The organism is Azospirillum sp. P4_B5, assembly GCF_056402275.1.
In genome coordinates this window covers 1-26,628 of sequence record NZ_JBFUHT010000060.1, presented here as the reverse complement: position 1 = coordinate 26,628, position 26,628 = coordinate 1, and the positions used below count along the sequence as shown (strand labels likewise).

Here is a 26,628-nt window from a genome sequence, read left to right as displayed (position 1 = left end):
GGTTCTCGCTTCGGATCCCGCCTCAGCAATCGCTGTTCAGGCCAGAAAAGCGTGTCGTTCTGGCGTCATCAACCGAAACGGCGACCCACTACATATAGATGGGCGGCTTCACGCAACTTCATTACCTTTGCATTCCCGGTAGTGACGATATTGTTTCCACTGCTGAAGTGTAAACCAGTGCAGTTAAGACGCAGAAAGCCACGCGGGGAAAGTTTCTCGCTGCCCCAATTGGAAATGTTAAAGTGTGGGTGCCAAACGCCAAGAACCAACACAACTGCATTCAGCATGAATATGCAGACAGCGGCAGCAAAAAAAATAACAAAAAGATCAGATCTTGACATACCAGAAAAAAAGAATTCCACTGGATAATTACTCTGAACTACTCTTAAGAATACGATAGCATTCGCCAGGAATCCAAATACTAACGAAAATAATGAGGCTATTATCAGTATAGCGGAGATAACACGAAAAATATATGACCACCCTAACCGGCTGGTAACGATGGAATGCCAGAACGCGCGCATGGTATTATTCATGTATAAATCCCCTAATATCATCAAAATGCGCCAAAGAACCTCTCATGGAATGACAGTTGTTAGGCCTTATTGCTCAAAATTTCAATCCCCTCTTTGCTATGTTCCTAAAATCGACGCCAGGATTTTGACCAAATTCGCCACGATCGGTAGTCCGACCAGAACGGACAAACACGCGATGTCGCCGGCACGGCTGGGAAGAAGGAAGCCAAGCCCAACGCCAACCGGCTCCTTGGGAAGCAGCAGCACGGCAGAGACAACCGCCCAGCCTCCCGCCTGAAGCATCAGCCAGAACGCCGCCAGCGTCGAGACGTCCGCAGCATGGTAGGCCGTGACGCCTCCCGACTGCCTGACCACCACCGGCTGGCCGGCGGTCAGGCCGAACAGCATCGCCGCGCCGATCAGGATGAACCCTGTTGTCATGAGACCCGTGGCCCAGCGTTGGCGTCGATTCATCTGTGCTTCCCTTGTTGGACGTCAGCAACAATATCGCACGCCGCTTTGGCCTCAGGCCGTCACCTTCCAGAATGCCAGAACATCCCGAACTTGATCACGCGGGTAGTGGATAAGTTCGGGGTTGGCCAAATCAGCACGCCATTTCGCTTTTCGTTTCGCAATTTCTGCAGCAATCCGCTCGGAGAACGGCGACACACCGGGTGGTACAAGGTTCGGCTGCGCAGGGCTCGGCCACTGGTCAGGATAATGCGGAGGAAGCACCCCACCACGGATTTCAGCAGCCGCATCCGCTACAGAGGGGTGTTCGCAAGCCCACCCGTACAGATGAAAAGCACAGGTCCGAAGGAGTGTCTTCACCTCAGGCAAGGCATCGGTAAAAGCCTTAAGTGCAGTTGGAACCCAAACCATATTGGCAATACAGGAGTAGTAGCGTGGATCCTGTACGATGCTGCTGCGCGTGGCAAAAGTTGGATCGTCGTAGCCCCATATATGACAAACAGTCCAATTGTTCGGTTTGGGCGAAGCAACGTCAAGCGCGGCCACTAGAGCTTTCAGCGCGGCAACATTACCTTCGGCTTTTTCCAACGTGATTTGTGAGCCCTTCTTGGTGTTGGTTGCCGGGCGCTGCCATCCAGCGCTGTACAACGGTTGTCCTCGGGCGATTTCTGGGCACCAGACGGGCAAGCGGCAAAATGTGTCAGGAGCTACCCAACGAGCAGTACGAACAATCAATTCGACGACAGCCGGTATATCGTCGTGTATTGCTGCGTTTCCATCGGGAATGATGATACCGCCTCTGGTCAAAATTTTTCGCTCCTTTGCTGAACGCGTCAGAACAGGTGCACGAAAGCTGCCGTGAACGCGGAGAACGTCATCGAGGTTTGTCCACGCTCCGTCTTGGCGCCTCTTCCGCGATACCGGCCGCGGTGGACTCCCCTCGGCTCAGTCAAACACCCTGACGCGGCGTTGATCAAGTGGGTCAGGAACCCAAGGCGGGTGAGTGAAGCCCACGATCCAAGAAGGTGGCACGTCATAGCGCAGACTGAAGCCGAAATCCTGGGGGTACGTGCGCACTTCGTCCCAGGCTGCGATGCGAGCCCAATCCCTGAGTAATAGCTTGGTCAATTCGTCCTGGAGTGTCGGAGCCAAGCGGTCGATCGGCACATCCACCTCGATTATCGTCGGCCGCCCGCGGGTGGTCAGTACCTGCCTTTGACGGCCGAGGCCAGCCGTCAGGAACTCGCTTCCGTAGATCAGGTAGTGGCCGCAATGTTCCACGAGGAAGCGGTCGTCCAACCCGAAATAAACATGCCCTTCCCGTGTCGCCGGATCGACCCGCTCCGTCATACCGGAAAGCAGCGGAAGCAAGTCGTCATTGCCGGGATCGGCTTCGAGCCATTCCCGCGTTTGTGCGATAATCGCAGCACAATCCAGCACCCGGATTCCGTGCTTCCGATAGCTGTCGAGGTCGACAGGCCTGCATCCGTGATAGACGCGCAGGGTCTGGCTGCTCAGGCGCTCTGCAAGATCATCGACCAATCCATCGGCGTCCTCGTCCAGGCAGTGTGCCAGCAACTCCACCCATTCCGAATCATCGAGGTACCAGTCCTCGGTGTCGGCCAGTTTGATCCGCGGCCCAGCCGCGCAGGCGAGCCTGCCGCCCAGAGCGGCGTCGATCATTCCCATCCACGACGTGGGATCCTTCCAGACGATGGCGGCCATAGTTTGTCCGTGAAATTGTGGTGCCTCAGCACCTGTCATTGGGCTTTCTGAGTGAACAGGATCGTGCCGTTCCGACTGTCCAGAACTTCGAGCGTCACGTCGCGAGCCTTCACCAAGCACATGTCCGTCCAATTCTCCTATTCCATGCGCGGCTCAGAGCGCCTCAGGGTTCCTTAGATCGACGCCCGGGCAGCGTCGACGCCGTCCAAGCAAATGGCGATGGCCGCGAACTCTGTGCGGCCGGGGTACAGGGTCGGCAGGGCCGGGTGCGCGTCGGCGCCGACGATCCGGAAGCCGGTCACGGTGCCATGCAGCCGGCGGCGCTTGCCGTAGCCGTGGGAGAGGGTGACGCGGCGGCCCGGCCAGCACGTCCGCTCATTCCAGCGGGCACCATAGGGGCGGTATTCCTCCGGCTTCCGGCCGGCGGCGAACGCCTCGAAATGCTCCGTCTTCAGCGGAACGAACAGGGCCTTTTCCACGGTCACCCCTTCCCTTTCTGGATGCTGGTCTGCTAACGGGCCCCTGACGTCCCGCCCGAGGCTCGTTATGCGCCTGTTCCATCTTGCCGAAGGGGAAATCGCTCACGACGCAGCGTCAGCGCCGCTCGGCTGGGAGCCAAGGCAGGGTTCTTCGGTAACCTGAGTTCACGGGCGTGCATCTTGCCATACATGGTCTCGGCGATCACAGGCGACACCTCGACCAGTACCTTTCCATCAGATTCGGGTCTGAACCCGATGAGGCCCCCATCGAACAGGGCATGGATGTCCGCCCTGAGCAGTAGTCCGTTCGCGGGTAGCGCACCTTGGCTACCGGAAAGCGCATAGGGAATAATATGCGCCGCCTCCAGCGCTTCAGGGACTCGGCAGCCGGTCACTGCGCAACGCGCGGCGTATGCCTCCAGCAATGTGGCCCGGAATGCGGGCTGCCCCTGCCTCGTTGACCTTAATGCTGAGATGAGATTGCGAAAAGCATCGAGAGGCACGCTGTCTGGGTCGAAGTCGTCATATGGATCCTTTGCCTCCTCGGAGTTCTCCACCGGCCGCGGCAGCGCACCCTCGGCCATCAGAGCCACAGCTGCCTCGGTATTGAGCGCACTTTCCCTCCAGATTCTTATAACCTCGGCATGCCCTTGTCGGAAGTTGTCGGAAAGGAAAAGCTCGCGCACGCGACCGGCTGGCCCAGGCCTAGCGGGTTCGATCCACCCCTTCGCGATCGCCCTTGCAACCGTGCCGGCATCCAGACGCCAAGGCATCCCCGACTCATCGACAAACGCGTAAGGCACGGGGGCTTCGCCTAGGACGGCGGCCAGTCGGGCAAGGATGCCCTTTAATTGGCCGAGACGGGCGCCCTCCTCTACCTGCACACCGATCCGGGCGTTCAGGGCGGTCGCCTTTGGCCAGCCAAAGGACTTTGCTTCGAACAGCGACTTCATCGGCTTGTTGCCGCCACCGAGGAACTCTGGGAGCGTAGTTGGGACGACTGGGAGGGAACCAACATCAAGGCCAGACCAAAGGTAGCCGGAGGTGCCGGAGCCTCCGCCCTTCCATGACGTCGGGTCGGGTGTGCGCCTAACGAGGACCTGCACCCGGCGGCCTTGATCGTTACCGCTCTCGACAGCGACAAGTGCTTCTATCCTACCGTGAAGATAAGAGGGGCTTCCCTTTTCCTCATGCAACGCGAACACGACACCAGGTTTGATGTGACGCTCCGCTACTACCCACCACCCGCTAATGAAATGAGTGTTCGTTAGGTCAGTCACATTGGTAGAGTGCCTGCACACAAGGTGGATTTCTTCAACTTGGTTGGCCATCTTGTATTGGTGGCTCCCTTTCTGGACGACCAAATTATTCTCAGCTCTTGGACCAGTGAGCATGAACTTCGTTCAAAGCCGTAACGAAAAACATGAAGCGATCGGACACGTCGAAGCCCAGACGGCTCGACATTGTGAAAAATCCCTCTCCAGGAAGCGACCCGGGAGCACCGTTTTCTGAAGTGACAATCACCGCTGAAAGTAGAGGGCGGCCAGCCTCGTGCTCAGCCGTCGATATGTCGCAAAGCAGGTCACTGATCGTCGACCGATCTCCCTCAAGTTTCATGTCCAACCCGAGTGGCGCGGCGACATCACTGTACGTGGCAACGCGCTTGCGTTTCGCGATTTCAATGAGCCGGTTGCGTAAAGTTTCATTCATCACGGCCTTCCTACATGGATTATGAATCAGCCAAGGTCGTCGTCTTTCATCCAATCCCATGGCGTCGGAGGTAGATCGTAGTCCAGCTCGTCCCATGTGCTGGTAATTGCCGTGCCCTCAGGATAGGTCTCGGCGAACTCATTAATGGCCTCATGGAAGTGACGCCGATGATCGGGCATGACCATCCGCCATTCGCCGTCGCCCTCCTTGCGGAAAAGCTTGTACTTGCCATTGGCCTGCCGCTCGTGGCCGTATGCGATAGTGCAGAACTGAGTAATCATCCCAATTTCCTCGCTTGGTTTCAGAGATGTTAACGGTTTATTTTATGTCGCCTTACAAGATGAGCATTTAATGTCCGTATAAGTTGGATGTCGTCTTTCCACTTCGTTCACCGATAACTGTATAGCTAAACTCTGGGTATCCGCTTCGATGATTACTGTTTCATGGCCATTACTTGCGCTGTTCTTATAGGCGACTCTGCAAGACCATTTTATCGTATCTTTCCCATGACAGGATACGCATTTTACTCGGGTGAACGAACGATCAGATTGAACCACTAGGACCTCGGCAAGAGAAGCCGCTACAGAGCCAGTTTCGGCTTCTATAGTTACTGTTCTATTGCCATTACTCTTGCCGTGTTGATATGAGACCCGACATTCATACGATTTCTTGGTAGATGAAGCCAATTCTGAATCCTTTTCCATCATTTTCTCCATTTATAGACAGCGGCAGGTCAATGCCCGCCTGGACATCTCAGCGTCGACGCGGCGGTTGACCAGGCTGAGCCAGCCGCTTCGCCATGCCCCACTGCCCCAGCGCAAATGCCGCGGCCGGATCAAGAGCCTCCGGAGGCTCGGCATCTGCCGGGCGGCGCCTGTCGGTCATTTCAGGATCTCGGACGGGTGATAGCCGGCGGTTCATGAGGCCTCGCTTTGTCTGCTGGTGGAGTCTACCGCGCGCATGCTCGCCATGCGCGAAAATTATGAGCTTGGCCGGCGCCGTTGGCGCGCAGGCCCTGCAGCTGGTGACCGGCACCTGCCGGGTGCTCGTCCAGTTCCACCACCGCGGCGGCCGACCGGGCGGGCGGTGCTGATCCTGCTGCTGGCCGGCGCCGTTGGCGCGCGGGACCTGCGAGCGGTGACGAGATCCACGCTCACCGCGGCGGCCGGCGAGCCGGGCCTCCTTTGGCCGGGCCTCCTTTGATAAAATGCCTTAAAAGTCGTTGAGGACCTGCGGATCAGGCCTCAGGGGAAGGGATATCAAAGACCAGAACCGCAAGGTGCATCTCGCGAGCCTCGTCAGAGTTTTGCCGGAAAACATACCGGAATGACGTTTCCGAAGCAGCTGCGAGCTTGCGCTTGAAGTTGGGATGTTTTCCTGTCTGCTCCTGAACGGACTGAAGGACCCCGGAGAAGTTTCTGTTCCGGTTGAAGATGATCACAGCTGCCTTGGTGTCCCGCCACGTCAGATACGAGAGCAGCTGGTCGATCGTGCCATCGTATCCTTTTTGTCCATGCCAAAATTTGCACTCTGCGATGAAGACGTTCCTCTCGCCGGACCGGATAAGGATGTCGGTCTTCCCGGCTGCGTTGAACGTCTCTCCTGTCGCAGAATCATAATGCCCGTTTAGATGAACCAGAATGTGGTCACGCAGCGCCTCCTCCCCCATTCGCGCGAAGGATGCAGGACTACGCTCAAACACTACGGCGACCTTGCCAATGATACTGAGAATGTGCTCGAACTCATTGGCATCCAACGCAGGCTCTGGTTTGAAGGACGCCTTCGGGGCGGGAGGTGGCCTGACCTCCATCCTCCGCCGGACCTCGGGTGCTGCATAAGTCAAAGCTTCGTCCGGCCGACGCTTCATCGGGATGCCAATTGATGCCACAACATTCGCCTGCGCGAGAAGACGATCCTTGCGCGCCGAAATCTTCTGGCGGACCAAACCCGGCAATTGCTCATTCCAATTGGCGAAATCGTTCCGAAGCCATTGAAGGTGTTCCGCAACTTCGGACAGTCGCCTATTTATTTCTGCCCGGATGCGTTCGCCATCTAACTGGACATCGGCGAATCGAAGATAGATGTGGTCGCTACCAATCATAATCCGCGGCGGGCTCATGGTGAACCTAGATGCCCGGACGTGAAAGAGATCTGGATCGCCGGTGAAAGGCGCTGCAACTATGATCTGCTGTCCGCTCACTTCCGCCCTTTCTCCCCGGCGGAAGCCGTAGTCGAAACGGTGGCTGACATCAATTTTGGCCTCGCCCTGGCTTTCAACAAACACGGCATCCGGGTCAACGACCGGAACATCAAGCTTGTATTTCTCGTTGAAATAATTCACTAAATCTTCCATCGGAGAAGAAACAACTTGATTTGATGGCAGTTTATCGACCTCTTCCTGAATCATCCTTCCGTAATTGGAAATCATGTCAAAATTGCTGCACTTGGTTCCCATCAAAACTTCTTCGCGCTTGTAGTAGGGCATTCGTATCTCCGGATTTATCTTCAACGCAGCGGGACGGTAGGCCTCAGATCCCAGTCTCTCCTATTTTGCGGACCGCTCACGCCGTCTGCGCGGCATGAGGCGGTTCGCAAATGCGTTCCTCGTCCGCCTCGATTTTGCGCACGATCTCTTGGAATGGAGCGACGGCGGTTGCGTGGTACCGGCGGATGAACGCGAGCCGCCTCTCTAAGAAAAATTGCACGTCCACGGCGCGCCTCCTATCCTGGAATGTCAAATAGGTCATGGTTGGGTTGACATAGGACAGACTAACGCCGGCCACGTTGTCGCCAGAGTTGCCATGCTTGTAGTGTGCTCTTGGTACTTGCGATGCGTGCGGGGTCATAGCTTAGGGATTGGCGCCAGTTTGGCGTTACGATATCGCGCAACATGTCAGTAAACGTTGTAACGTCGAGGAAGTAATTAGGGTAGGCTGACTTGAGGTTTTCAGCCTTATCGACCTCGACAAGGACGGAGTTCACGGAAGCGTTAGCTGCCTCCTCGGCTCCGTAGGACGCCGCCGCGCCTTCCGGTCCATGGAAACCCCTAACCCGAACTATGCTCTCGATCGCCCCCGGTTGACGGTGAAACTGAATGAGAAAGAACTTGGCGTTCGCCGCAATATTACGATCAATGACATTCAACGCCTTGTTTAAGGTCTCCAAGAAGCGTACGGCATCCAGTTTGCTCGTGAGTTCGGCTAGCTCTTGGTGCCGCTCATTGCTGCGTAATGGTGTATCTGGCACTACAGGGCCGCCTTCCTGCGCAGCAAACTCAGCTGACATGAGTGCAAAAAGCCGCCTCCAGTCGGCGTTACCTTCTCCTGACTTGAAATCTTCACCCCGCATCATCCCAACGGCTTCCACTGCTGTCGCCCAGGAGTGCTGAAGGCGTGTTCTAATTTGTATTTCTACCTTTTGATCTGCGTATGGGGTGTCATGGTCGTATTTGGGCTGGAAGCGCAGCACCACGTGGTAGCTGCGGTAACCGTCGCGCTTCGGCTCGGCAATATAGTCGTTCTCGCTGTGCACGACATGATGGCTGACGCCTTCGCGATAGCGTTGGACTACTGTAGTCACATCGGCCATTTGATTAAGGATCGCGCGACAGCCTCCAAGATCCTGTATTTGTGGAAGCCTAATAGAACTTGACCGCAGCTTTCGCCGGATTGACGCCATGCGCTTCATGCGAGCAGATGTAAGGCCGATTATTCCAGCATGCCTTAACCCTTGGATCAACTCATGACGGATGCGACGCATTGGGAATGCGTGCGAGTCACGCCAGTTATAAGCAATGCGGAATATTTCGCTTATCTCATCTGCTCTCGCTGGGTCATGCAGAATTGTGCCGCTTAAAATCTTTCCTGCGGCTGCAATTTCGCTCTTAGTGTACCTGCAATAAGGGTAATCGGACATGGCGCCGCGAACGCTCCTTTACTGGAACCGGTGTGTGTTGTTGGCGGCTGCCTCGGCGAAACTGATCGCCCCGGTGCGTGTCGCGACTGGGCCGACATCGTGCTCAGGCTGATCGGTCAGCCACTCAGCCATGACTGGCTCGCTCAGAATAGAGTTCCTCGATCGGCTGGTCGCCAAGCAGCTTAAAACCCTCTACTGCCGCGGCGCCGTGCGCGGTCAGGCGGCAGAGCACTCCAGCCGCATCAGCCTTGACCAGCTTAAGGGCCACCAGCTCCTCGTACGCCTGCGCATCGGCTGGAGCAGGAGCATCCTGCCAGTTACGCCAAGCGCGCAGATCAAGATGGCGCAAGGCAGCGACGTGTCTGCTGTCGAGATCCCGAGGCATGTCTCGCATGGCGGTGCGGCCAGTCTCCGTAATGGACAGGGTCCATTCGGCCAGATTTCCGTCGCGCTCCCCGTTTTGCGGTCGAGTCCATTCGATCAGCTTTGCCGCAGAGGCGGTCATACGGAACGCGGTGGACCGTTCACGGGTAGACAGAGATGCCCCGGCCAGCGAGCCGCCGGCTTCAACCAGGCGCTGAAGCAGAGACCTACGGGCGGCGGACAATGAACCTCGGAAAAGGTTCAACGGTTGCAGCTCGCAGATGCTCATAGTCGGCTCCGAAGTGAGACATGACGATATTTATTGGAAGAACGGCACGCCAAGATCGCGACAGAAAACTTCGAGGTCATCTAGCGTGTGCACATGGCCAAATTCGATCACTCTGTTGACCTTCTCCCGAAATTCCTTGCCGTCGTCGCTAACTTCCGTCAGCGCAAAAGTCGTGATGGACGACTCCAAGTTCCCGTGTGCCATTCCGATCACGCCGCCACGGTGCGCATCCAGCAGCGGGGAGCCGCTGAAGCCGGCGGGTATCGGAAAGGTGATTTCGCATGTCGACCGGGTGCGCGGAAGGACCGGCTTGCCTGCGTTGGTCCTGCAGATGTTCCCCTTGAACATCCTTGGATCGATCGTGATGGAGGTGCCCACCGGCTGGTCTGATGAGAAGCCCATCACCGCCACATCGAAGCCCGTAATAGTGACGCCGCGCAACGCCGGAGGACAAGCACCTACCCTCGGTAAATGACCGACTGCGAAGTCCATGGTCGGGTGGCAGCGGAGGTTGTCGACCGGATAGAAGTCCCCGGTCCTTGCATCGCCAGCGACAGCCCGCTCTTCACTTGTCAGTGATTCGATGACGTGAGCACGGGTGGCGAGCGTTCCCGCGCGATTTATCAGGAACGAGGTGCCGATGAACCGCACCAGAACGTTGTCTTGGATCGTTGCCGCGAACAGGGGGTAGATGAAAATGCTCATATCGACCGTGAACCCACCGGCCTTCTTGAGGTCACGTCCTCTTGTGTGTTTTTGCAGGCGCTTGGGCATGGTCTAGCTCTTGTCCTCAATTGGTTGTTTCTTCGGCCGGCGCCCACGCGGGGCGTCGCGCGCCCCGAACTTCCGCCGCAGCGTGATCGGGGCGACCCCGTGACGCTCCGCCACTTGGGCTTGGGTCAGCGAGAGGTCGCGCCAGTCCTGTTCGGCCTCTGGCGTGGGATTCCACGCCTTGTTTCCGCCTGCGGCGGCCTTCAGGCCGGCGGCAAGGCGTTCCGCCCGCACTGACCGGGCTTTGCGGACGCGCTCTGCCTTCAGCAACGCTTCTGCCGCCAGAGTGGCGGCCGACAGATCGGCACGCGGCGTCTCGGCGTCAAAGGTGGCGCCAGCAACGGCGTCGTGCACAGAGCACCCGCGGTCAATCAGGGTGTCGATCACGGCCCTGATATCCCCGGCAGATACCCCAAGCCGATCAAGCCCGGCCACCACCAGCCGCGCCCCCGGCCGCAGGTCGGCCAGCACGGCGGCCCGGTTGGGCAGCGCGTCGCCGGTCACCGTCCGATGCGCCCGTCGGTCGGGCAGGCGGTCGACATAGACGGGCGCATATTTCCCGTCCACCTCCACGCCGGCCGCGCGCAACGCGTCAAGCTGGTGGGCGATGGGTATACCGTTGCGGGTTTGCCGTGCGTATCCGCGGTTCACTGCCATTGAAAAAATTGTATCCCATGACGAAAGCCCTTGCATGGTGCCACAGCGCCAGATACATTTCAAGGCGAGAGTTACTAAGGCGCTTCAGCAACCGGCGGGACGTCGGGCTGGGCGTCCCGCCGGTTACCTCTTTACGTTATAAAATCACTTTGGCCTAATGAGTTGGAGCCACATTGTGACGGTCATACTTGGATATTGTTGGGGCAAAGGCGCGTTCCTCGCCGCTGATAGTCGGCGCTGGGACTTGGTGCAAAACCGCGTTCTGCCCCCTGTCGTTAAGTTGCACTCCATCGGAAATCTGTTGTTCGCACAGGGTGGGCTCGGTACCTACGGCGACCGCCTCCGAGCGTGCATCGTGGAACAGCGCTCCGCTATCCGCCAATCATGGGAGCGCATGATCGGCACCGCCATTCCCCATGGCCGCCAGCTTCATGCTGAGGCTCTTGAACACGCGTCCCGTGAGGGCGTGACCTCCGTCCCAGACATGCGAATTATCGGAGCTGGCTTTGATCCCATGAAGGGACACGGCTTCGTCAACATGCTGACACTCCCGGATGGCATCACCACATCGTATCGACCTGGTGGCGTTCCCTTTCTTATGGGGCCGGATACGCCACGGTTGGCGAGGGTCGCCCAAGGAGTCGCTGTCGACCAGCATCGATTTGGCGACCGCCAGTTTCAGCTTGATCTCTGGGCTGCCCGTACAGTCGCCTTGATGGAGCAGGAGTTTCCACAGAACGTCGGATATCCGATTGATATGGCGGTTGTGCGCAGGGTCGGTTCTAAAACGCATTCGGTAGCACGGCGCTTTGACACAGCGCCTGGTGAACACGACCCAGTGTTCGCGGCACCCTGGTCGAAATGGCCGTAATATGCTCATTCCATAAAATTCCGGCCAGAGGAGGGCGGCATGTCCCGAGAGAACGAACGCAAAGACGTCGAGCGCCGCCTCCGGAACGCCCGCGTGCGCCTGAAGAGGGCCAAGAGCGACGTCGAGGATCTGGAGGGGCAGCTTGCCGTCCTCGATGAGGAAGACGCCCTGGACCTCATCAAGTCCTGGCGCGGCGTGCCGGACTGGTCCGCCCTGCTCCGATCCGAGACCGCGATCCACCTCTACATGCTGAAGTCCTTCTTCCTGGAGAAGATGGGCCTGAGCCACCGTGGCAAGTGGACCGATATCGATCAGACCGTCGTCTCGGTCGGCGTTGCCGATCCCAAGGAGCCAGAGGCTGCTGTCTCCTATGTGTCCCGGATCGCCGCCGCGATCGAGACCGTTCTCCCCCATTTCGTTATTCATGACGACGGGCTGGCCTGGTTCAACGTCCACGGCCGGGGCATCGAGGGGTTTGCCCTGGAGCTGCGTGTCGCGCCCGACCTGTCCGTGGTCAAGATCCTCCGCCTGGTCTACCAGCGGGTCAAAGAGGAGATGGTGTTCGACGGGCTCAATGACGCCCTGTTCCACCTGCAGGGCAAGCACCCGGCCAGCGACGCCTTCGAGGACCCGAGCGATCCGGCCCATGCACCGGGCCAGTCGGGGCAGGCACTGCGCGAAGCGCTGAGTGCCTTCCTGGAGGGCTGCCGGAGCGCTGGAGCGCCCGTCGACTTGGCCGGCGCTGACGTGCTGATCGCCGCCGCCGGGCCTGCCGACATCGCCGCCTGATTGTCCATCTGACCCCGGCCGCAGGAGGGCCGCCATGTTCCCCAGCATGATCACCGTCGGACAATCCGCCAACGCCGAGGCCCGCGTCTTCCAGGCTCGTGCCGGCATGCACAAGGGCAAATGGACGTGGGAGGTCGCTGACTGGATCGGCGGCCATTTTGATACCGAAGCCGAAGCCGCTGCTGACATGCAGCGCGTGCGCGACCGCGAGCGCATCTGAACCCGTCTGCAATACCCCACTTTCCCGGCCACGGAGGGCCGCCATGTCCGACACCAACACCGATCGCATCGTTGCCAACCACCCCGTCACGACCGAAGGCAACACCACCATCGTCCACCATGATGACTGGGATGGTGAGCTATTCCGCCTGCCGTGGATGGCGACGAACGATCAGATCGCCGCGGTGATCGCCTTGGCGAAGGAAGCGAAGGAAAGCGGCTACTCTTCGGGCAAGCAGGCCGGTCGAAATGCTCTGGCGCACGACATGCGTAAGCTGCTGGGCTGGCCTTCTCAGTATGAGATGGATCAGGCTCACGTCCGTCTCGACCGCCTTGAAAACGGCAGCTCTCATAATCTCTGAAAAACGCCGGCCCCAAAAAGCAGCGCCACGCGAGGAAGACAGCTTCATGCGTTTTACGCCCAAGCCCCTTGACATCGCCGACCTCGACGGATTCGCCAAGAACGATCTTTTTGGCCTTCAGCCGTTCGGTGAGAACTTTGCCAATCTCGTGCAGCGCATCGATGAACCGTTGGTGATCGCGCTCGACGGTCCTTGGGGAAGCGGCAAATCAACCTTCGCCAGACAGTGGGCCGGCCTGTTGCGTCAGCGCAAGGTGCCGGTGATCGTCTTCGATGCTTTCGCCAACGACCACCAGCCTGACGCCTTTCTTGCGTTGGCCGCCGAGATCACCGCCTTGGCCCGCCAGCACCTGCCTGAGGACAGGAAGACGGTGCTGACCTCCTTCGTTGACAAAGCAAAAAAGGCTGGCAAGGTACTCCTGCCCACGTTGGCGAAGGTGGCCGTCCGTGGCGCAAGTCTTGGAGTTGTTTCGGCATCCGATCTCGACAGCTTGACGGAGGTTGCGGGCGATGTCGGCAAGGGTGCAGCTGGCGATGCCGCCTCCCTTGCGGAGAAACTGATCGAAAAGCGTCTCAATGCCGTGGAAGCCGATCGCGCTGCCCTCGACGCCTTCCGCGACGATCTCTCCAGGCTCGCCGCCGCCTTGCGGAGAGCATCGGCTGATGCCGATGCGGACGCCCCAGGTCCAGCGGGCGAAGCTCCTGCCGCCGGCCCTCTGGTCTTCATCATCGACGAGCTCGACCGATGCCGCCCGAGCTTTGCCCTCAGCCTCCTAGAACAGATCAAGCACCTGTTCTCCGTGGACGGCGTGTGTTTCGTCCTGGTCACGCATATGCCGCAGATCGAGACCGTTGTGCGGGGCCAGTACGGCGCCGAGATGGACGCCCGCACCTACCTGGAGAAATTCTTCCATCTGCGCCTCCAGCTGCCGAACAAGGCGGAGCACGGGAGGTCTATCCAGCAGCGTTACCTGAAGCATCTCTGGACATCGATGGCGCTGTCCACTGATGACCATGTCTATGACAACCACGCACGCGAACTGATCAGCGTGCTCAGCACCGTACACCCCGTCTCTCTGCGCACCCTCGAACGCGTCGCCTCCGTGGTCGTGCTGCTCTACGCCGCTACGAACAAGCGCCACCTCCGCGTTCCGTCCCTCATGATCGGCCTAGTTTTCATGAGCGTCCACGCGCCGGCTCTTTATGCAAAGGCACGTGTTGGGCGGATCACTTGGGCGGAAGCGTCGGAGTACTTCAACTTTCCGAGCTGGCCGAATGGAGGAAAGAGCGCGGAACGGTTTGCCCAGTGGTGGCAGTACGCGACCGACCCGGCCCTCACGGACGAAGCGGTTATCGAGGCCTGCTCTCGAAGCCTCTTCGATTATAGTGTTGGGGGCGGGCCGGAACTGCTGCCTCTGATGGCCGCGATCCTCGACGACCTCGCACCCGCCGTGCGCTGAGGGTACCGGCCGCCGGATCTCCAGAAAACGCCCGGTATGTGAATTCCGCCGGTGCGCGAAATCGGTTCCAACCTTCCCGTAGAATGATCGGAGTGAAGCCGCGCTGCAGCGCGCGGCCAGACCGGAGCGGAGACAGGCCAATGCATGGACGCGCGAGTTCCCGGCTTCCCGAAGGGCTGGCGGCATTTGTGCGCGTTGCTCCTACGGACCCTTGGACGCTGGAAGCCGTCAGGCTGCTGAACATGAACGATCATGATCGGCATCACGCGATCTCATGCTGGAGCATACCGTATCGCGGCGTGTTCGCGGCCGAGCTGGAGCGGATGGCCAAGTCGTTGCCACAGGGCGGGCCGGCGATGGCAACCTTGCGCACATTAGGGAACTCCGTTCGGTCAGCAACCCCGACAGGAGGTTCGCTTGGTTCGCGGTCCTCATCCGGTTCCGGCAGTGGCTGATCGGCACCATCGTCGTCTTCAATTAGAACGCTATGGTCAGAGTTCGAGGCCGCCGGTTCGAAGACCTGGCCCCGTCCGCTGGACATTGTCACGCGACGCGGGAGGGAGAACAGGGACATCGAGGCCACGGCCGCGGGCAACCTGGCGCAGTATGTCCAACCCGCCGTCGAGTGCGGCGATCTGATCGATGGGCCGGGCGTTTCCGGACATCAACTCTCGGCGGGTCGCCTGCGTGACAAGCGCTCGCTGGGTCAGCACGGCGTCCGAACTGACGCTGAGTTCGGCGGCAAGACGACGGCGCTCGTCCGCCGATGCGGCGGCGACCGGAAGGCGGGCGACCTCGGGCAACCCCATCCCGGGGAGCTCGGTGTAGCTGCGTGAAGGCTGGTGCGGTACGGGTGTGTACGACTCTGGGACGGGCCCGCCGCCGATGGGGCTGCGGCCGCCGGAAGGCTGGGCATAGCTGGTCTGCGGGGTGAAGCTGACCGACGTGACGCCGACCGGGGCATCGTTCATGGACTGCGCGCCGATCGCCGCGCAACGGGTTTGGGCGCCTTCCCACTGAACGCGCGCGAACTCAGAATAAGCTGCGGTGAAATGCGGGTCGGCAGCGATGCGGTCGGCCGTCACTTCGCGCGCCCTCTCCGGGTCGCGACTCCTGGCCATCTCCGCCTTGTAGGTATCGACGGCTTCAGCCCACAGCGGACGGGAACCGTCCGCGCCGTTCCGGACCAGACCGGCGAGCGGGGCGGAGCGGCCACGCTCGGCCAGTTCGACGAGCAGAGCAACCTGGCGGGCGTGCACCTGAGACTCCTCGCGGACCATTTCCGCGGCGAAACGCTCGCGGGGCATGCCGACGACGACGCGATCTTCTGTCGGGAACGCCGCCAACCGTGGGTCGGTTGCCGGCCCACGGCGGCGCGCGTGATCGAATTCATGGCCGAGATAATGCACCGCGTCGTCCGGCGGGGTCTGGGGGTCCAGCAGCACCGCGTTTACCGACGGTACATAGGCGGCTGCGACACCAGCGGCTTTGAGCATGGCAAAGCGATCGATGTAGACGGCGGTCCCCGTACGCTCGGCGCCGGCCACGACCTCGGCTCCGGACGGCAATTGCGCAAGGCGCCTCTTGATGTGGGTGGCGCTCGCCCGGTCGGCGTCGCTCTGTGAAGCATCGAGCATGTCACGCGTGAGCGCCTGCCCTGGCGGCACGCAGAGTTGCCCTCCGGCGACGCGGATGAGCTGGGGGCGAGGCGGCGCTTCGGCGTGGTAGGCGGGGACGGGAGGGGGAACCGTCACAGGGGGCATCAGCAGCATGGGAGGTCCTCAGGTGGCGTGCCGGTGTGACGCCGGCGTTGTGGGATGAGCAGGGTCACGCGGCCTTGCTCTGATCGTCGCCGGCGACGAAGTCGGCGCCGCTTGCGGGTTGGAAGGTCGAGCCCTGCGAGGGCGGCGCGGCGCCGGCCGGAGCCTGGCCCAGGACGGCGTTCTGGTTGGCCACCTTCTGCTCCTGGGCGGCCACCGCGGCCGCGATCGCCGCGGCGGCGGCGCGCTCGAACTCGTCGTCGGTGCGCGCGGCGCCGACCAGGGGGGCCGGAGAGGCGGTGCGCGGCAGCATAGCCGCGACGAACCGGCCGAACCGGGCGAGGCCGCCGGGCCGCTCGCCGGTAAGCCGCTCGGTCATCACCGGGTCGTTGAACCACGCCGGCGACGAACATTCGATCGGCCGGCTCATCATGCCCTGATAGAGGACGTACTGCTCTTCCAGCTTGCGCATGGTGAGCAGACGCTGCGCGGGCAGGAGCGGAAGCCCGGTGGCCGACCGCGAGGTGTTCCACTGGAACATCTTGACCTCCTTGCCGGCGCCCTCCGTCTGGCTGACGTTGGCGGTGATCGCCGTGTAGTTGCCGACCGCCTTGCTGACGGCTTCCGCGGTCTCGCTGTCGTTCTGCTGCAGGAGGATCTGCGCGCCGACCGCCGATTTGAGGATGCCGACGGCCTCCTTGTTGATCTTGAGCGCGATCTGGCCGTAGCTCTGGCCGACCAGCAGGAGCTGCACCCACTGGCCGCGACCGAGCGCCGGGATCTGCAGGAAGCTCTCCATACCGGTTGGCAGGGTCCAGAACTCGTCGGCGAGGTAGATGATCGGGCGACCCTTGGTTTTGATGTCCTTCTCGTCCTGACTGATGAAACGCGCGGCGCTGCTCTCGAAGAACATGCCGGTGATCTTGCCGAGCGCCACGGCGTCTTCCAGCGGCGTCACGATGAACAGGGCCACGGGCTTCTTGGAGAAGCGCAGCTCGTCCAGCCCGAAATCGGAGGCCGACGTGCGGCTGCGCACGGTGGCCACCTTGAAGATGTCGATGCCGCCTTCCATGGTCGACAGAACGGACCCGCGCTCCTTCGACGGCGTGCGGGACAGCGAGGCCAGCTCGGTGATGACGCGCGCGGGGTAGCCCCGCTGCTCGGCCTCGGCGATCCAGGCCTGGAGCATGGAGGCGACCGCGTCCTGGTCCTCGCCGGCGGTGGGATCGGGCTGGAAGTTCTTCGTCGCCTCCGTCATGAAGTCGATGAGGCGACCGAAGGACGGCTCGCCGAGCTGCGGATCGGCCTCGCAGCGGTAGATGGTGAACAGCGAGAAGCCCTGGAGGGCCGCCCGGCCCTTGTCGCGCCAATGCGGCTCGATCTTCTCGTCGATGGCCATGGTCGCCAGACGCTTGACGTACTGCTCGCGCTGCGCCTGCCAGGTGAACAGCTTCATGATGTCGCCCAGCACGTCCTTCAGAGTGGCGCGGGCCGGCGACGTCCAGGTGGCAAGGGCGTTGGCTTCGAGCGCGATCACCTCATCGCGGATCACCAGGCGGCCGCCGAGCGTCGGGTCGGCTCCCAGAGCGGCGACCCAGTCCGTCCGGTCGCGGACCTCGACCATCAGGATCTCCAGGGCGCGGATGGGATCGGCATAGACCCGCCCCAGGGCGTCGAGGATGCGGGTGCGGGTCCGCGGCACCTCGCGGCCGCCGGGAAGGCTGTCGAACCCCAGCGGGTTCCAGCGGTCGCCGTCCATCGATCCGAGGCTCAGCTTGATGACCTTGTAGCCGGCCTTGATCAGCCATTTGAGGGCCTTGGCGTACAGCTCCCCCTTAGGATCGTTGACCACGAAGGTGGGCTTCGGGCAGTAGGTCTTGCGCCCCAGCGCCCAGCCGAAGGTCTCGAAGCCCAGGATCGGCTGGTATTCGGGCCAGTCGGCCAGCAGGTTGGGGAGGATGATGCCGGCGGATTTGCCGGAGCCGGGCGGCGCGATGAGGATCGCCGACAGCGTCTCCGGCATCCGCAGCAGGCGACCGTTGGGCGCCCGTCCCAGCACGATGCCCGTCGGCGAGTAGAGCCCGCGCTTCTTGACGTAGCGGTCCTTGGCATCCCAGGCGGCCTTCCGGATGTCGCGGTCGGTGGCGAAACGGGCGCTGCCGTGACTCTTGCGCTGCAGCTCGTAGGGGCAACGCTCGGCCACGCGCAGCGCCACGAGGAGCCCAGCGGCCAGGGACACCATCACGCTCCAGTGCGGCATGCCCCAGACCTCCAGGGGCGCCTGCACGAGCAGCACCCACAGGGGCTTGGCCCAGAGGGTCGGGTATTGCCAGAGCCCGATGGCGTAGTAGGCCCCGGTGTCGCGCAGCCAGCGGAGGGAGAAGCCGGGCCGCCAGCCCGGATCGTGCAGCGCACCCAGCGCCGGCCAGGTCCCTGTCGACCGGGAGAAGTCGAGCCCGTTGAACAGCTTGTAGAGCGGGAAGGCGCAGGTCAGGAGCGCCGCCGCGGCCAGAAGGCCGATCAGGGCGCTCATGACGAACCAGGCGATCGCTTTCTGACGTTCGATTTCTTCGACCATGCCGCCAGTGTGACGGCGGCATGGTCGGGAAATCGAGCACCGGCGTTCTCAGCGCTCGGCGCCGCCGCGCGCCGAGCGCCTCTGCCGCGCCGCCGGCGCCGCCCCCTGAACGGGGGTTTCGCGCCGGTTGGCCTCCTCGAGCATCGTCATGTGGACGCGCTTCAGGTTGATCTCCGCCGCCCGGAACAGCTTGCCCTCGTCGATGTAGGCCTGGGAGCCTTTGGGAAGGCGCGCCATGGCGTCGACGTGGGCGCGCATCGCGTCGACGGTGTCGGCGTATTGCTCCAGCGGCGTGGGGTCCTGGCGGCGGCCCTTCGGGCGGATCTTGCCTTCCTCCTCCAACTGGCGCACATGCGCCGCGAGGCGTTCGCGGACCGGATAGGGGTCCTCGCCGCGGTTGCGGATGGCGGTGTAGGCGTGGATGAGCCCGGACCCGTAGGTGAAGGGAGCCTCGAGGCGCATCCGCTCCAGCAGCGCGTTCGCGTCGACCGCAGGCGGCGGGCCGCCGCCGGATCGCTGGTCAGGTCGCATGACGCATCATCTTTCCATCCCCCCACGCCTCGTCGGCTTCCTGGTGATGTCCTGAGGCCGGTCGAGAGCGGCCCGGCGCGACGTTTCGCCTTCAAGGACCGCCACGCCGCGCTCCAGCGAGCCGCGCACACCGGCCGAGCCCCCCGCCTCCGACGGTTTGGCGGCCAGCATGGCCTTGGTCATGGCCAGCCGGTTCGCCAGATCGGGAGCCGGGATTCGGCTGGCGCGCAGAACCGCTTCGTTGCGGCCGGCCTCGCCCTCGGCGACGAAGAAGGGCTGGATCGCCTGAAGCCCCGCCTCGCGGCGCCGGACCTCTTCCCCGAGCACCGCCTTGCCCGCGCGCAGCGCCTCCAGCGTCGCCGGGTTGGCGGCCGGGTCGGCCTCGCGGCGGACCAGCAGGGCCGCGGTCACGGCGGCCCGGTTCGCAAGGTCGTCCGACGGGATGCCCTGCGCGCGGACGCGAGCCTCGGCAAGGCCTTGCTCATCGTTGCGGGCGTAAAAGGGCTGGATCGCCGCGGGTGCCGGGGTGGAGGCGGACGCGGACGCCGTGCCGCCACCGGTGGAGAACTGAAGATCGCCGACGCTTTGCGCCACGGCGCGTGCGGCGTCGAGGGCCCCCTCGTACCACACCCCGCTGCCGTTCGCCTCAAGCGTGGCGCGGATCGTTTCAGTGGCCTTGGCGTCCACCTCGGCGATCACTCCGGCCAGGAGTGGGCCGGTTTCCACCGGTGCGGCAGCCGATGCGGACTCGGACACTTCCTGGACAGGAGCGGCGATCCCGGCCCGCACCGCGTCGATCCGGGCCAATATGTCCGCGACGGCCTGCGGTTCAGCAGGGTCGGCCGGAGTCAGCAACGCGCCGACGCTGCCATCCCGGATCGCGGCTTCGGCCTCGCTGACCCTGGCCAGGTCAGACGGATCGACCTTGGGCGATTCGGCCGTGACGGCGGGCAGGCCGACCGCAGCGGATGGCGCGGTGCCGGCCAACGCCTCCTCGATCATCCGGCGGGTTTCGGCGAGGGACGCGCCGACGTCGGCCGCGTTCCGGGTCAGCCGTTCGGCGATCTGGCCGGCATCGGCGAGCGCGGCTTCGGCCAGCTCGCGCGCGTTCCGGATCGGTTCATCGACGGCTTCGGCGGCGGCGAGCGCCACCGGAACATCGTCGCGGCCGGCGAGGTGGACGGCTCCGGCCGCGGCCGCCACTCCAACGGCGGCACCGGCGCCGGCAAGCGCGGCGCGCGACCAGTTCCGCGACTCCGCGGTGGCGGTCAGATCGGCCTCGACGATCGGGACCGCGCTGAACCCGCGCAGGACGGGCAGGGCAGAGACCGGGACGGCGACGCCCTCGGGCCCATGATCGGTCAGGGGAAGGTTGGCGATCCGCGCAAGGGCGCGCAGTTCGTCCGCCGCGACCCCGGCGGCGAACAATGCGACGTCGTCGCCCTGCGCGAAACGGGCGACGGTCAGCGCTCCTTCATCGCCATCAGCCGCCGTCTGGGCCGCGTCGGCGTAGGCGGCGCGCAGGGCCGGATCGGAAAGGGGAAAGCTCTTGCCGGACAAGGGCTCGGGCAAAGGCGAGGGTTCCGCGACGGTGGCGGCGGTCAGTGTGGACATCCGATGAGTCTCCAAGGCAAGTCCGGCGCCCGTGTCTCGGTCCCGGACAGACAGCAATTTACCACAGGCCTCATCCTGCCGGATAGCACGCACCGGACCGCTTTGCGCGTCCATAGCATCCGATCTCATAGCATATTGATGAAGTCCCGCAGCAGGAATGTCGGCAGAAGGGGCATAGCCCAGGATGCCGTTCCGCTTCTCGATAGCGGCGGTTTCCTTGTCCTGAACTTGGACCAGGGTGGCCTGCGCCTTGATCACGGCGGCCTGGGCCTGCCGCACGGCTTTGCGGGCCTGGCAGACGGCATGGATCGCCGCACCGGCCTCGCCCCAGCGGTCGGCGGCGGCGCGGTAGGCGGGGCTGCGCAGCAGATCGGGCAGGCGGCCGAAGGTGACCTCCGCCCAGGGCCAGCCCGTCCCGATGGCGTCCACGACCCTCCGGCATTCGTTCTTCGTCGGAACGGCGTGAGCGGCCGTGACGAGGGGCAGGCCGGTCGGCAAATGGGACACCACCCAGCCGCGGCCCGACGTCCGCGTCTTGATCAGCGGCGCCGCGCGGCCACCGAGCGCCGCCGCGAGGTCGGCGCGCGGCATCGCACCGCGCGCGCGGGCGATTTCCCGGGCGGCGGCGGACCGATAAGCCGTTCCCCCCTCCATGTCCGCGGCGATGCGGTCCAGAGCCTCGGCGAGCGCGGTGGCCTCGTAGCGGCGCATGGCGCCGTCCACCGCATCCGACCGTCCGCGGGCGGCCGCGGCGGCGTTGCGCAAGGCGGCGGCGTCCAGGTCCGGTCCGCCGGCCAGGCTCCAACCGACGATGCGGAGGTCGACGGGGCGATGGACCGCGAAGGGCCCCCGGGCCTCGACCGTCAGGGTCACCTTCTCCCATCCGTCCGGACCGGACACCGCCAGGACCGCGGGCCGGGCCGTCCAGTCCTCACCGGGCTCCGGCTCGTTGACCGGCCGCGCGCGGTCGTCCGGGGCCACCGCGCGCGCCGCGGCGTCCATCTGCACGAGCACCGGGTGCCCGGCGAGCACGCGGTCCGGAACCGGCTCGCCCCGGGCGACGGCGTCGAACACGGCGGCGGCGTGGCGGCGGGCGAGCGGCTTGACCAACCGCGGGTCGATGGCCCGGAGATCGAGATCCGCCAAGTCCGGCAACCGGCGGGTGACGTATTCGGCCCTGGACAGCCGCCAGGGCGGAACGTCGCCGAGCGCGTCTTCTTCATCGAGCACGCGGACCGGCGGCATCGCAGTGCCGCCGGCGAAGGATGCGGCGGCGGCCACGGCTTTCTCCATGACCGGGTGCGCGGGCCATTTGCCGGGCTCGCCCTGCTCGAGACGGCCGGCCGGCGCGGTCCAGGGCAGAGCCTCCGCCGCGTAGGCGCCGTCCGCTGTGGGCCGGAGCCGCACTTCGCCGACCGCGGCGCTGTAGGTTTTATCGGTGAAGATGCGGCGGCCGCGGGGATCGGCGCCGGGGAGGGCGAAACCCCAGGACAGGCCGGCACCTGAGAGGTGACGCGAGAGCGCCTGGAGGGCGTCGCGGTCGGCGGGGGACAGGGGCGCGTCCCGGCCGGCGGCAACGCTGTACTGCCGGGGAGGAACCGACTCGAAATCCTCAGCGCGGAAAATGACGGGATCGGCCGCGCCGCCGTGCCGTCCCATCTCGCGCAGCCAGAGTTCCCGGGCCTCCGGAACCGCCGGGCGGGCACCGCCGGTCCCGTCGGCCAGGGCCTGGAGGACGGCGGATGCCCGATCCGGGAGGGCGAGATCCGCTACAAGGTGATCGAGTAAGGCAGCAGCTCGGACGGCACGGACGTCGTCACCCGCGGACCGCCAGGCAACGGGGGTGCGGCCAGCGGGCCCTGCTGCGGCTTCAGCATGCGCGTGTGCGGCAAGTTCCTCAGCGAATCTTCGAACGGGGTATCCGGCGAATCCGAATCGCTCCGCTCCAAGTCGGCAAGATTCGGGATCGCAGAACGGAAGGAATTCGTCGGCGGAGAGGCGGCCTTCCCGGAGGTTGACATGGACGGACTCATGAAAGAGGGCGTTTGCGGGGTTGGCGTCCGTCATCGCGACGAACGCGTGATGATGGACCGAACCGTCGCCGGATCGCAACGGCGCGGTGAGCCCGGAAAGCGGCTCGATCGGCCCGCCGGCACCGCCGACCTTGGCAACGATCGCACCGACCACATGGACACGGCCTTCGGCAAGGTCCGTCGGCAGGCACGATGACGCCAAGGGGCGTAGCGCGGTGGTCAGCAGATTTTGCTGGGCCTGATATGTTGGGTCGGGATCGACGCGCAGTCCCACCGCCGCACCCGGGGTCACCGCACGATACAGCCATTCCTGCCCGGCCTCCTTGATGAGAATGCTCTCTCCAGGATCGGGAATGCGGTCCGGAGCGGGCGGTTCGGGTTGGCGGCGGTAGGAGAGGAGTTGGGGCGGAAGGCGTGGAACGGCACCCAGGCTGAATGCGACTGACGGCCCGGAGATCCGCGCACTCCTCCATCCGAGACTGTACTGGGGGTCATCCGTCCCGCCGTCCTGCCGCCGTTCCGGACGGCGCTTCGCGATCACCGGGCGCAGGGCTTCGACGGCACGGTTCACCCGGTCCGGGTCCGGGTAGGCGGGCATCTCCGGATGGAAGAGCGCGCGGATCTCCGGCCTCTCCGCGAGCGGCGGTCGCCTTGCGACGGCGCGGGCGGCGGCTCCGCGCGCTTCCTCCAGCCGCGTGTCGGCGATTCCCGCCGCGTCGATGCGCTTCTGCATACGCCCGGCCGCCTTGGCGAGATCGGCGCCGGCGGACGTCTCCCCGCCCCAGAAGCCGGCGAGGCTGACCGCCTCGTTGCGCAGTTCCAGGACGGTCCGGGCGCCGAGGGCGCGGGACAGAGCCTGCGCGAAGGCGCTGCGCGACCCCGCCGCCTTGTCGATGCGCTTCAGCACCCTCTGCGACCGCCTCCAGCGCTCGTCGAGCACGTCCTGGGCGCGGTCGCGGGCGACCTCGGCCAGCCGCGCCAGCGGGTCGGGGTGGTAGCGGATGCCGGAGGACAGCCGGCGGAACTCCGTGCCGCGTTCGAAGGGCCGGCCGTCGGGCCGTTCGAGGCGCAGCTCGTCGAGCGGCGAACACAGGCAGGCCGCCGGCGGCGGATCGGAACTGGCGATGCGGGCGATCAATTCCTGCGGCCGGCCACCGATGGTGACCGTGATCGGGAAGCGCAGCGGCGCGCTCAGCGCGGCCTGCGCCGCGTCGCGCCCGGTCTCCGGCCGGTCGGGCACCGCGAGGCCGCCGACGGTCCAATCGTCGCGGCGGCAGTCCGGGGCCAGCGGGTCGCAGAGGGGGGAGGGCCGGTCGGGATCGGCCTGCAGGGTCACCGTGCGGTGCTCGGCATCGAGGACGGCGGTCAGCCGGCTCCCGGCGACATCGATGACGGCGCGCCGCTCGGTGGGGAAGACTGGGGTCAGGTCGCCGTGACTCCAGCGCAGGCGCCGCACCGCTGCCCCGCTGTTGCGGAGGGCGGCGTAGGCCGCCGCCGCGCCGAACCGGTCCATGACCAGCGCCGGAACCCGGTCGCCGCCGAGAAAGGCGAGGTCCCCATGGCGGCCGGCGAGCCACACCCCGCGCCCGCCGCCGTCCGGCAGGCCGAGAGCCCGGTCGAGCCGCTCGACGTCGCGGCCGACCAGAAGCCAGCGGGGGCCGGGAATCTCCACGAGCCTCGCCCATGGGGCGTCCTCATCCACAGGGGGGAGAGCGGCGGCGTTCTCCAGAGCTTCCCGCAGCTCCTGCTGGTCCGCGTCGAAGGCGGCGAGGTCGCCGGCCGCGACGGCGACGGACAGGCGGGCCAGCAGACGGTCGAGCGGCTGCCCGTCGCGGGCCAGCCACAGGCGGTCGGGCGGGCTGTCCGGCAGCGACGTCCAGTCGGCCAGCGGAGCCGCGCGCTCCGCGAAGAGGCGGGCGGCCTGCCGGGTCTTCTGCCGGCCGACGACGCGTCCCCCGGCCGTCACCATCCAGGGATCGAGGGGGAGGCCGTTGCGCTTCAGCCCGGCCCGTCGGGTGACGGCCAGGGGGGTGCCCTCCATCACCATGCCGGCGGCCTCCTCGGTGCGCCCCTCCGGCGTGGTGAAGCGGACCGCCGGCGCCGGCCGCCACCGCGCCGCCGCAGCGCCCGGCGCCGTCCTGGTCTCCATGTCAGCCCATCCCCTGGCCGAGCGCCCGCCCACGGGCGGCCCGTTCGCGCCGTGCCGTTTCGGCGGTCAGGACGTCGAGACCGGCGCGCAGTTCGGCGCGTTGCCGGGCACGGCCCGGATCGCCGGCGCCGCCCGGCCCGCCGGGCAGGGCCAGAAGCATCGCCTCGTTGACGGCGATGCGCGCCGCGAGCTGATCCGCCGGCAGGCCACGCGCCCGCTGGATCGCCTTGGTCCGCGCCTCCTGGTCCGGCCCGTCCGGCGCCGGGGCGTAGAAGGGCTGGGCGGCGGCGTGGACCGGCGCCGGAGCCGGCGGTGGGGGTGGAGCCGCCGCGGCCGATGCCGGGGTCGCCCCCACGGTCGCCTGGTTCTCCCGCAGCGCGTCGGCCACCGCGCGGGCCTGTCCCTCGTCCGCGGCGTGGATCGTCACGGTGGACCGGGTCGGGTCGGTCGTGACGACGGATGCGATCGGCACCCCGACCGCTTCGGCCTGCGACACGAAATCGGCGGTCGGGCGGCTCGACGGGAGGCCGTCCGACCCCGCCGCCGCGACCTTGACCGGGTCGAACCGCACCTCGACCACGGCGCGGTCCTGCAAAGCCGGGGCTTCCCCGGTTTCCGCGGACGCCGGCTCGCGGCGCGGCGCCCCGCGTCGCGGTTCCGTCCGCTCCTCTTCCCGGCGCCCGAGGGAATAGAGGACCGCGCCGCGGCGCTCGTCCAGAGCCTGGGCGGCCGCCGCGGAGTCCAGACGTCCGGTGGCCGGGAAGCGCCGCTCCAGTTGCTCGATCGCCCGCTCATCCAGGCGTGGGTCGACGTACCAGCCGTTCACCACGGGATCGTGGAGCGCGCCGGCGGCCCGCGCCTCGCGGGCCTCGTGCGGCGGCACGGCCAGCCATTGCCGGCGGGCGAGCGCTTCCTCGTACAGATCGAACCGCGCGTGAAGCATGGCAGCCCGGTCGGAGGACAGGTCCTGGGGCACGTAGACCATGCCGGTGCGGGGGTCGATACGGCCGCCCATCGTCACGGCCTGTTGCCGCTGTCCGGCCTCGACGTCGAGGAAGGCGCGGGGCTGGACCGCCGCCTGGGCGTTGGCGATGCGCTGCATCAGGGCATCGGGCGGCTGGCCCTGGTTCCGCCGGTCCGCACCGCTCAGGGGGGTGGAGCGCGGGTCGAGCGGCGGCATGGCCTGGACCCTCGGCGCGGCGTCGCGCTCGATGACGGCGACCGCCGGCGCCGGCCCGTGCGGTGTCGGGCTGTGCGGCGCCGGGGCCGCGTAGGACGGGCGGTCCGCCGTCGGCCTGTCCGCGGGCCGCCACAGCGGATCGGCTTCGGGTGTCGACGCCGCCAGGGAGCGGCCGTCCGGCGTGCGTG

At 64.7% G+C, this 26,628-nt stretch carries 24 protein-coding genes; 5 read left to right on the top strand and 19 right to left on the bottom strand.

Features of this window, described 5'->3' with window-relative positions; all coding sequences use genetic code 11:
* Positions 1 to 68 precede the first annotated feature (68 nt).
* The 14 genes from AC1DVI_RS29150 to AC1DVI_RS29085 form a co-directional block, all read right to left on the bottom strand.
* Positions 69 to 536, bottom strand: coding sequence for a hypothetical protein (locus tag AC1DVI_RS29150; RefSeq protein ID WP_476960939.1), 468 nt, complete (start codon positions 534 to 536; stop codon positions 69 to 71).
* 96 nt (positions 537 to 632) lie between these two features.
* The gene (locus AC1DVI_RS29145) at positions 633 to 989 is read right to left on the bottom strand and encodes a hypothetical protein (protein WP_456511631.1); all 357 of its coding nucleotides are present in this window, start codon (positions 987 to 989) and stop codon (positions 633 to 635) included.
* Between the two features lie 51 nt (positions 990 to 1,040).
* A complete protein-coding gene (locus AC1DVI_RS29140) occupies positions 1,041 to 1,793 on the bottom strand; it encodes a hypothetical protein (protein ID WP_476960938.1) in 753 nt (250 codons plus the stop codon).
* Between the two features lie 138 nt (positions 1,794 to 1,931).
* Positions 1,932 to 2,711, bottom strand: coding sequence for a hypothetical protein (locus AC1DVI_RS29135; RefSeq protein WP_456511633.1), 780 nt, complete (start codon positions 2,709 to 2,711; stop codon positions 1,932 to 1,934).
* Positions 2,712 to 2,884: 173 nt separating this feature from the next.
* Positions 2,885 to 3,196, bottom strand: a complete 312-nt coding sequence (locus AC1DVI_RS29130) for a hypothetical protein (RefSeq protein WP_476960937.1) — start codon at positions 3,194 to 3,196, stop codon at positions 2,885 to 2,887.
* A gap of 59 nt (positions 3,197 to 3,255) precedes the next feature.
* Entirely contained in the window at positions 3,256 to 4,143 is an 888-nt protein-coding gene (locus AC1DVI_RS29125; RefSeq protein WP_456511635.1) for an HNH endonuclease, read from the bottom strand.
* Positions 4,144 to 4,561: 418 nt separating this feature from the next.
* On the bottom strand, positions 4,562 to 4,900 hold the full coding sequence (locus tag AC1DVI_RS29120; RefSeq protein ID WP_476960936.1) for a hypothetical protein: 339 nt from the start codon (positions 4,898 to 4,900) through the stop codon (positions 4,562 to 4,564).
* A 26-nt stretch (positions 4,901 to 4,926) separates the two neighbouring features.
* Positions 4,927 to 5,181 carry a hypothetical protein gene (locus AC1DVI_RS29115; RefSeq protein ID WP_456511637.1) on the bottom strand — a complete coding sequence of 85 codons (255 nt, stop codon included), beginning with the start codon at positions 5,179 to 5,181 and terminating at the stop codon, positions 4,927 to 4,929.
* Between the two features lie 956 nt (positions 5,182 to 6,137).
* Positions 6,138 to 7,385 (bottom strand): hypothetical protein, encoded by a 1,248-nt coding sequence (locus tag AC1DVI_RS29110; RefSeq protein WP_476960935.1) that lies wholly within the window; start codon positions 7,383 to 7,385, stop codon positions 6,138 to 6,140.
* 76 nt (positions 7,386 to 7,461) lie between these two features.
* Positions 7,462 to 7,611 carry a hypothetical protein gene (locus AC1DVI_RS29105; protein WP_476960934.1) on the bottom strand — a complete coding sequence of 50 codons (150 nt, stop codon included), beginning with the start codon at positions 7,609 to 7,611 and terminating at the stop codon, positions 7,462 to 7,464.
* Positions 7,612 to 7,669: 58 nt separating this feature from the next.
* Positions 7,670 to 8,815, bottom strand: coding sequence for a RelA/SpoT domain-containing protein (locus tag AC1DVI_RS29100; protein WP_476960933.1), 1,146 nt, complete (start codon positions 8,813 to 8,815; stop codon positions 7,670 to 7,672).
* 124 nt (positions 8,816 to 8,939) lie between these two features.
* Positions 8,940 to 9,467, bottom strand: coding sequence for a hypothetical protein (locus AC1DVI_RS29095; RefSeq protein ID WP_476960932.1), 528 nt, complete (start codon positions 9,465 to 9,467; stop codon positions 8,940 to 8,942).
* Positions 9,468 to 9,497: 30 nt separating this feature from the next.
* Positions 9,498 to 10,241: a S1 family peptidase gene (locus AC1DVI_RS29090; protein ID WP_476960931.1), complete on the bottom strand. Its 744-nt coding sequence runs from the start codon at positions 10,239 to 10,241 to the stop codon at positions 9,498 to 9,500.
* A gap of 3 nt (positions 10,242 to 10,244) precedes the next feature.
* Positions 10,245 to 10,895: a recombinase family protein gene (locus AC1DVI_RS29085; RefSeq protein ID WP_476960930.1), complete on the bottom strand. Its 651-nt coding sequence runs from the start codon at positions 10,893 to 10,895 to the stop codon at positions 10,245 to 10,247.
* 394 nt (positions 10,896 to 11,289) lie between these two features.
* Between AC1DVI_RS29085 and AC1DVI_RS29080 the strand changes: the two genes are divergently transcribed.
* The 5 genes from AC1DVI_RS29080 to AC1DVI_RS29060 are packed head-to-tail and all read left to right on the top strand — an operon-like array spanning position 11,290 to position 14,595.
* Positions 11,290 to 11,766: a hypothetical protein gene (locus AC1DVI_RS29080; RefSeq protein ID WP_476960929.1), complete on the top strand. Its 477-nt coding sequence runs from the start codon at positions 11,290 to 11,292 to the stop codon at positions 11,764 to 11,766.
* Between the two features lie 39 nt (positions 11,767 to 11,805).
* Positions 11,806 to 12,555: a hypothetical protein gene (locus AC1DVI_RS29075; protein WP_476960928.1), complete on the top strand. Its 750-nt coding sequence runs from the start codon at positions 11,806 to 11,808 to the stop codon at positions 12,553 to 12,555.
* Between the two features lie 34 nt (positions 12,556 to 12,589).
* Complete coding sequence (locus AC1DVI_RS29070; RefSeq protein ID WP_476960927.1) at positions 12,590 to 12,775, top strand: hypothetical protein; 186 nt, start codon at positions 12,590 to 12,592, stop codon at positions 12,773 to 12,775.
* A gap of 43 nt (positions 12,776 to 12,818) precedes the next feature.
* Entirely contained in the window at positions 12,819 to 13,136 is a 318-nt protein-coding gene (locus tag AC1DVI_RS29065) for a hypothetical protein (protein WP_476960926.1), read from the top strand.
* A 46-nt stretch (positions 13,137 to 13,182) separates the two neighbouring features.
* Positions 13,183 to 14,595 carry a KAP family P-loop NTPase fold protein gene (locus tag AC1DVI_RS29060; protein ID WP_476960925.1) on the top strand — a complete coding sequence of 471 codons (1,413 nt, stop codon included), beginning with the start codon at positions 13,183 to 13,185 and terminating at the stop codon, positions 14,593 to 14,595.
* A 491-nt stretch (positions 14,596 to 15,086) separates the two neighbouring features.
* Here AC1DVI_RS29060 and AC1DVI_RS29055 read toward each other — a convergent pair whose 3' ends face one another.
* The 5 genes from AC1DVI_RS29055 to AC1DVI_RS29035 all read right to left on the bottom strand — a co-directional run.
* Complete coding sequence (locus tag AC1DVI_RS29055; RefSeq protein WP_476960924.1) at positions 15,087 to 16,367, bottom strand: hypothetical protein; 1,281 nt, start codon at positions 16,365 to 16,367, stop codon at positions 15,087 to 15,089.
* A gap of 55 nt (positions 16,368 to 16,422) precedes the next feature.
* Positions 16,423 to 18,933 (bottom strand): type IV secretory system conjugative DNA transfer family protein, encoded by a 2,511-nt coding sequence (locus AC1DVI_RS29050; RefSeq protein WP_200775207.1) that lies wholly within the window; start codon positions 18,931 to 18,933, stop codon positions 16,423 to 16,425.
* 48 nt (positions 18,934 to 18,981) lie between these two features.
* Entirely contained in the window at positions 18,982 to 19,464 is a 483-nt protein-coding gene (locus AC1DVI_RS29045) for a hypothetical protein (protein ID WP_200775210.1), read from the bottom strand.
* 6 nt (positions 19,465 to 19,470) lie between these two features.
* Positions 19,471 to 25,260: a hypothetical protein gene (locus AC1DVI_RS29040; RefSeq protein WP_476960923.1), complete on the bottom strand. Its 5,790-nt coding sequence runs from the start codon at positions 25,258 to 25,260 to the stop codon at positions 19,471 to 19,473.
* A gap of 1 nt (position 25,261) precedes the next feature.
* Positions 25,262 to 26,628: hypothetical protein (locus AC1DVI_RS29035; RefSeq protein WP_476960922.1), on the bottom strand; the 1,367-nt coding region annotated here is incomplete at its 5' end.

Coding starts and splice junctions, on each gene's coding strand:
- AC1DVI_RS29055 (WP_476960924.1), bottom strand. CDS start 16,367: ATGCTGCTGATGCCCCCTGTGACGGTTCCCCCTCCCGTCCCCGCCTAC.
- AC1DVI_RS29065 (WP_476960926.1), top strand. CDS start 12,819: ATGTCCGACACCAACACCGATCGCATCGTTGCCAACCACCCCGTCACG.
- AC1DVI_RS29045 (WP_200775210.1), bottom strand. CDS start 19,464: ATGCGACCTGACCAGCGATCCGGCGGCGGCCCGCCGCCTGCGGTCGAC.
- AC1DVI_RS29080 (WP_476960929.1), top strand. CDS start 11,290: ATGATCGGCACCGCCATTCCCCATGGCCGCCAGCTTCATGCTGAGGCT.
- AC1DVI_RS29050 (WP_200775207.1), bottom strand. CDS start 18,933: ATGGTCGAAGAAATCGAACGTCAGAAAGCGATCGCCTGGTTCGTCATG.
- AC1DVI_RS29085 (WP_476960930.1), bottom strand. CDS start 10,895: ATGGCAGTGAACCGCGGATACGCACGGCAAACCCGCAACGGTATACCC.
- AC1DVI_RS29040 (WP_476960923.1), bottom strand. CDS start 25,260: ATGGAGACCAGGACGGCGCCGGGCGCTGCGGCGGCGCGGTGGCGGCCG.
- AC1DVI_RS29120 (WP_476960936.1), bottom strand. CDS start 4,900: ATGAATGAAACTTTACGCAACCGGCTCATTGAAATCGCGAAACGCAAG.
- AC1DVI_RS29090 (WP_476960931.1), bottom strand. CDS start 10,241: ATGCCCAAGCGCCTGCAAAAACACACAAGAGGACGTGACCTCAAGAAG.
- AC1DVI_RS29125 (WP_456511635.1), bottom strand. CDS start 4,143: ATGAAGTCGCTGTTCGAAGCAAAGTCCTTTGGCTGGCCAAAGGCGACC.
- AC1DVI_RS29135 (WP_456511633.1), bottom strand. CDS start 2,711: ATGGCCGCCATCGTCTGGAAGGATCCCACGTCGTGGATGGGAATGATC.
- AC1DVI_RS29060 (WP_476960925.1), top strand. CDS start 13,183: ATGCGTTTTACGCCCAAGCCCCTTGACATCGCCGACCTCGACGGATTC.
- AC1DVI_RS29070 (WP_476960927.1), top strand. CDS start 12,590: ATGTTCCCCAGCATGATCACCGTCGGACAATCCGCCAACGCCGAGGCC.
- AC1DVI_RS29115 (WP_456511637.1), bottom strand. CDS start 5,181: ATGATTACTCAGTTCTGCACTATCGCATACGGCCACGAGCGGCAGGCC.
- AC1DVI_RS29150 (WP_476960939.1), bottom strand. CDS start 536: ATGAATAATACCATGCGCGCGTTCTGGCATTCCATCGTTACCAGCCGG.
- AC1DVI_RS29100 (WP_476960933.1), bottom strand. CDS start 8,815: ATGTCCGATTACCCTTATTGCAGGTACACTAAGAGCGAAATTGCAGCC.
- AC1DVI_RS29110 (WP_476960935.1), bottom strand. CDS start 7,385: ATGCCCTACTACAAGCGCGAAGAAGTTTTGATGGGAACCAAGTGCAGC.
- AC1DVI_RS29095 (WP_476960932.1), bottom strand. CDS start 9,467: ATGAGCATCTGCGAGCTGCAACCGTTGAACCTTTTCCGAGGTTCATTG.
- AC1DVI_RS29145 (WP_456511631.1), bottom strand. CDS start 989: ATGAATCGACGCCAACGCTGGGCCACGGGTCTCATGACAACAGGGTTC.
- AC1DVI_RS29075 (WP_476960928.1), top strand. CDS start 11,806: ATGTCCCGAGAGAACGAACGCAAAGACGTCGAGCGCCGCCTCCGGAAC.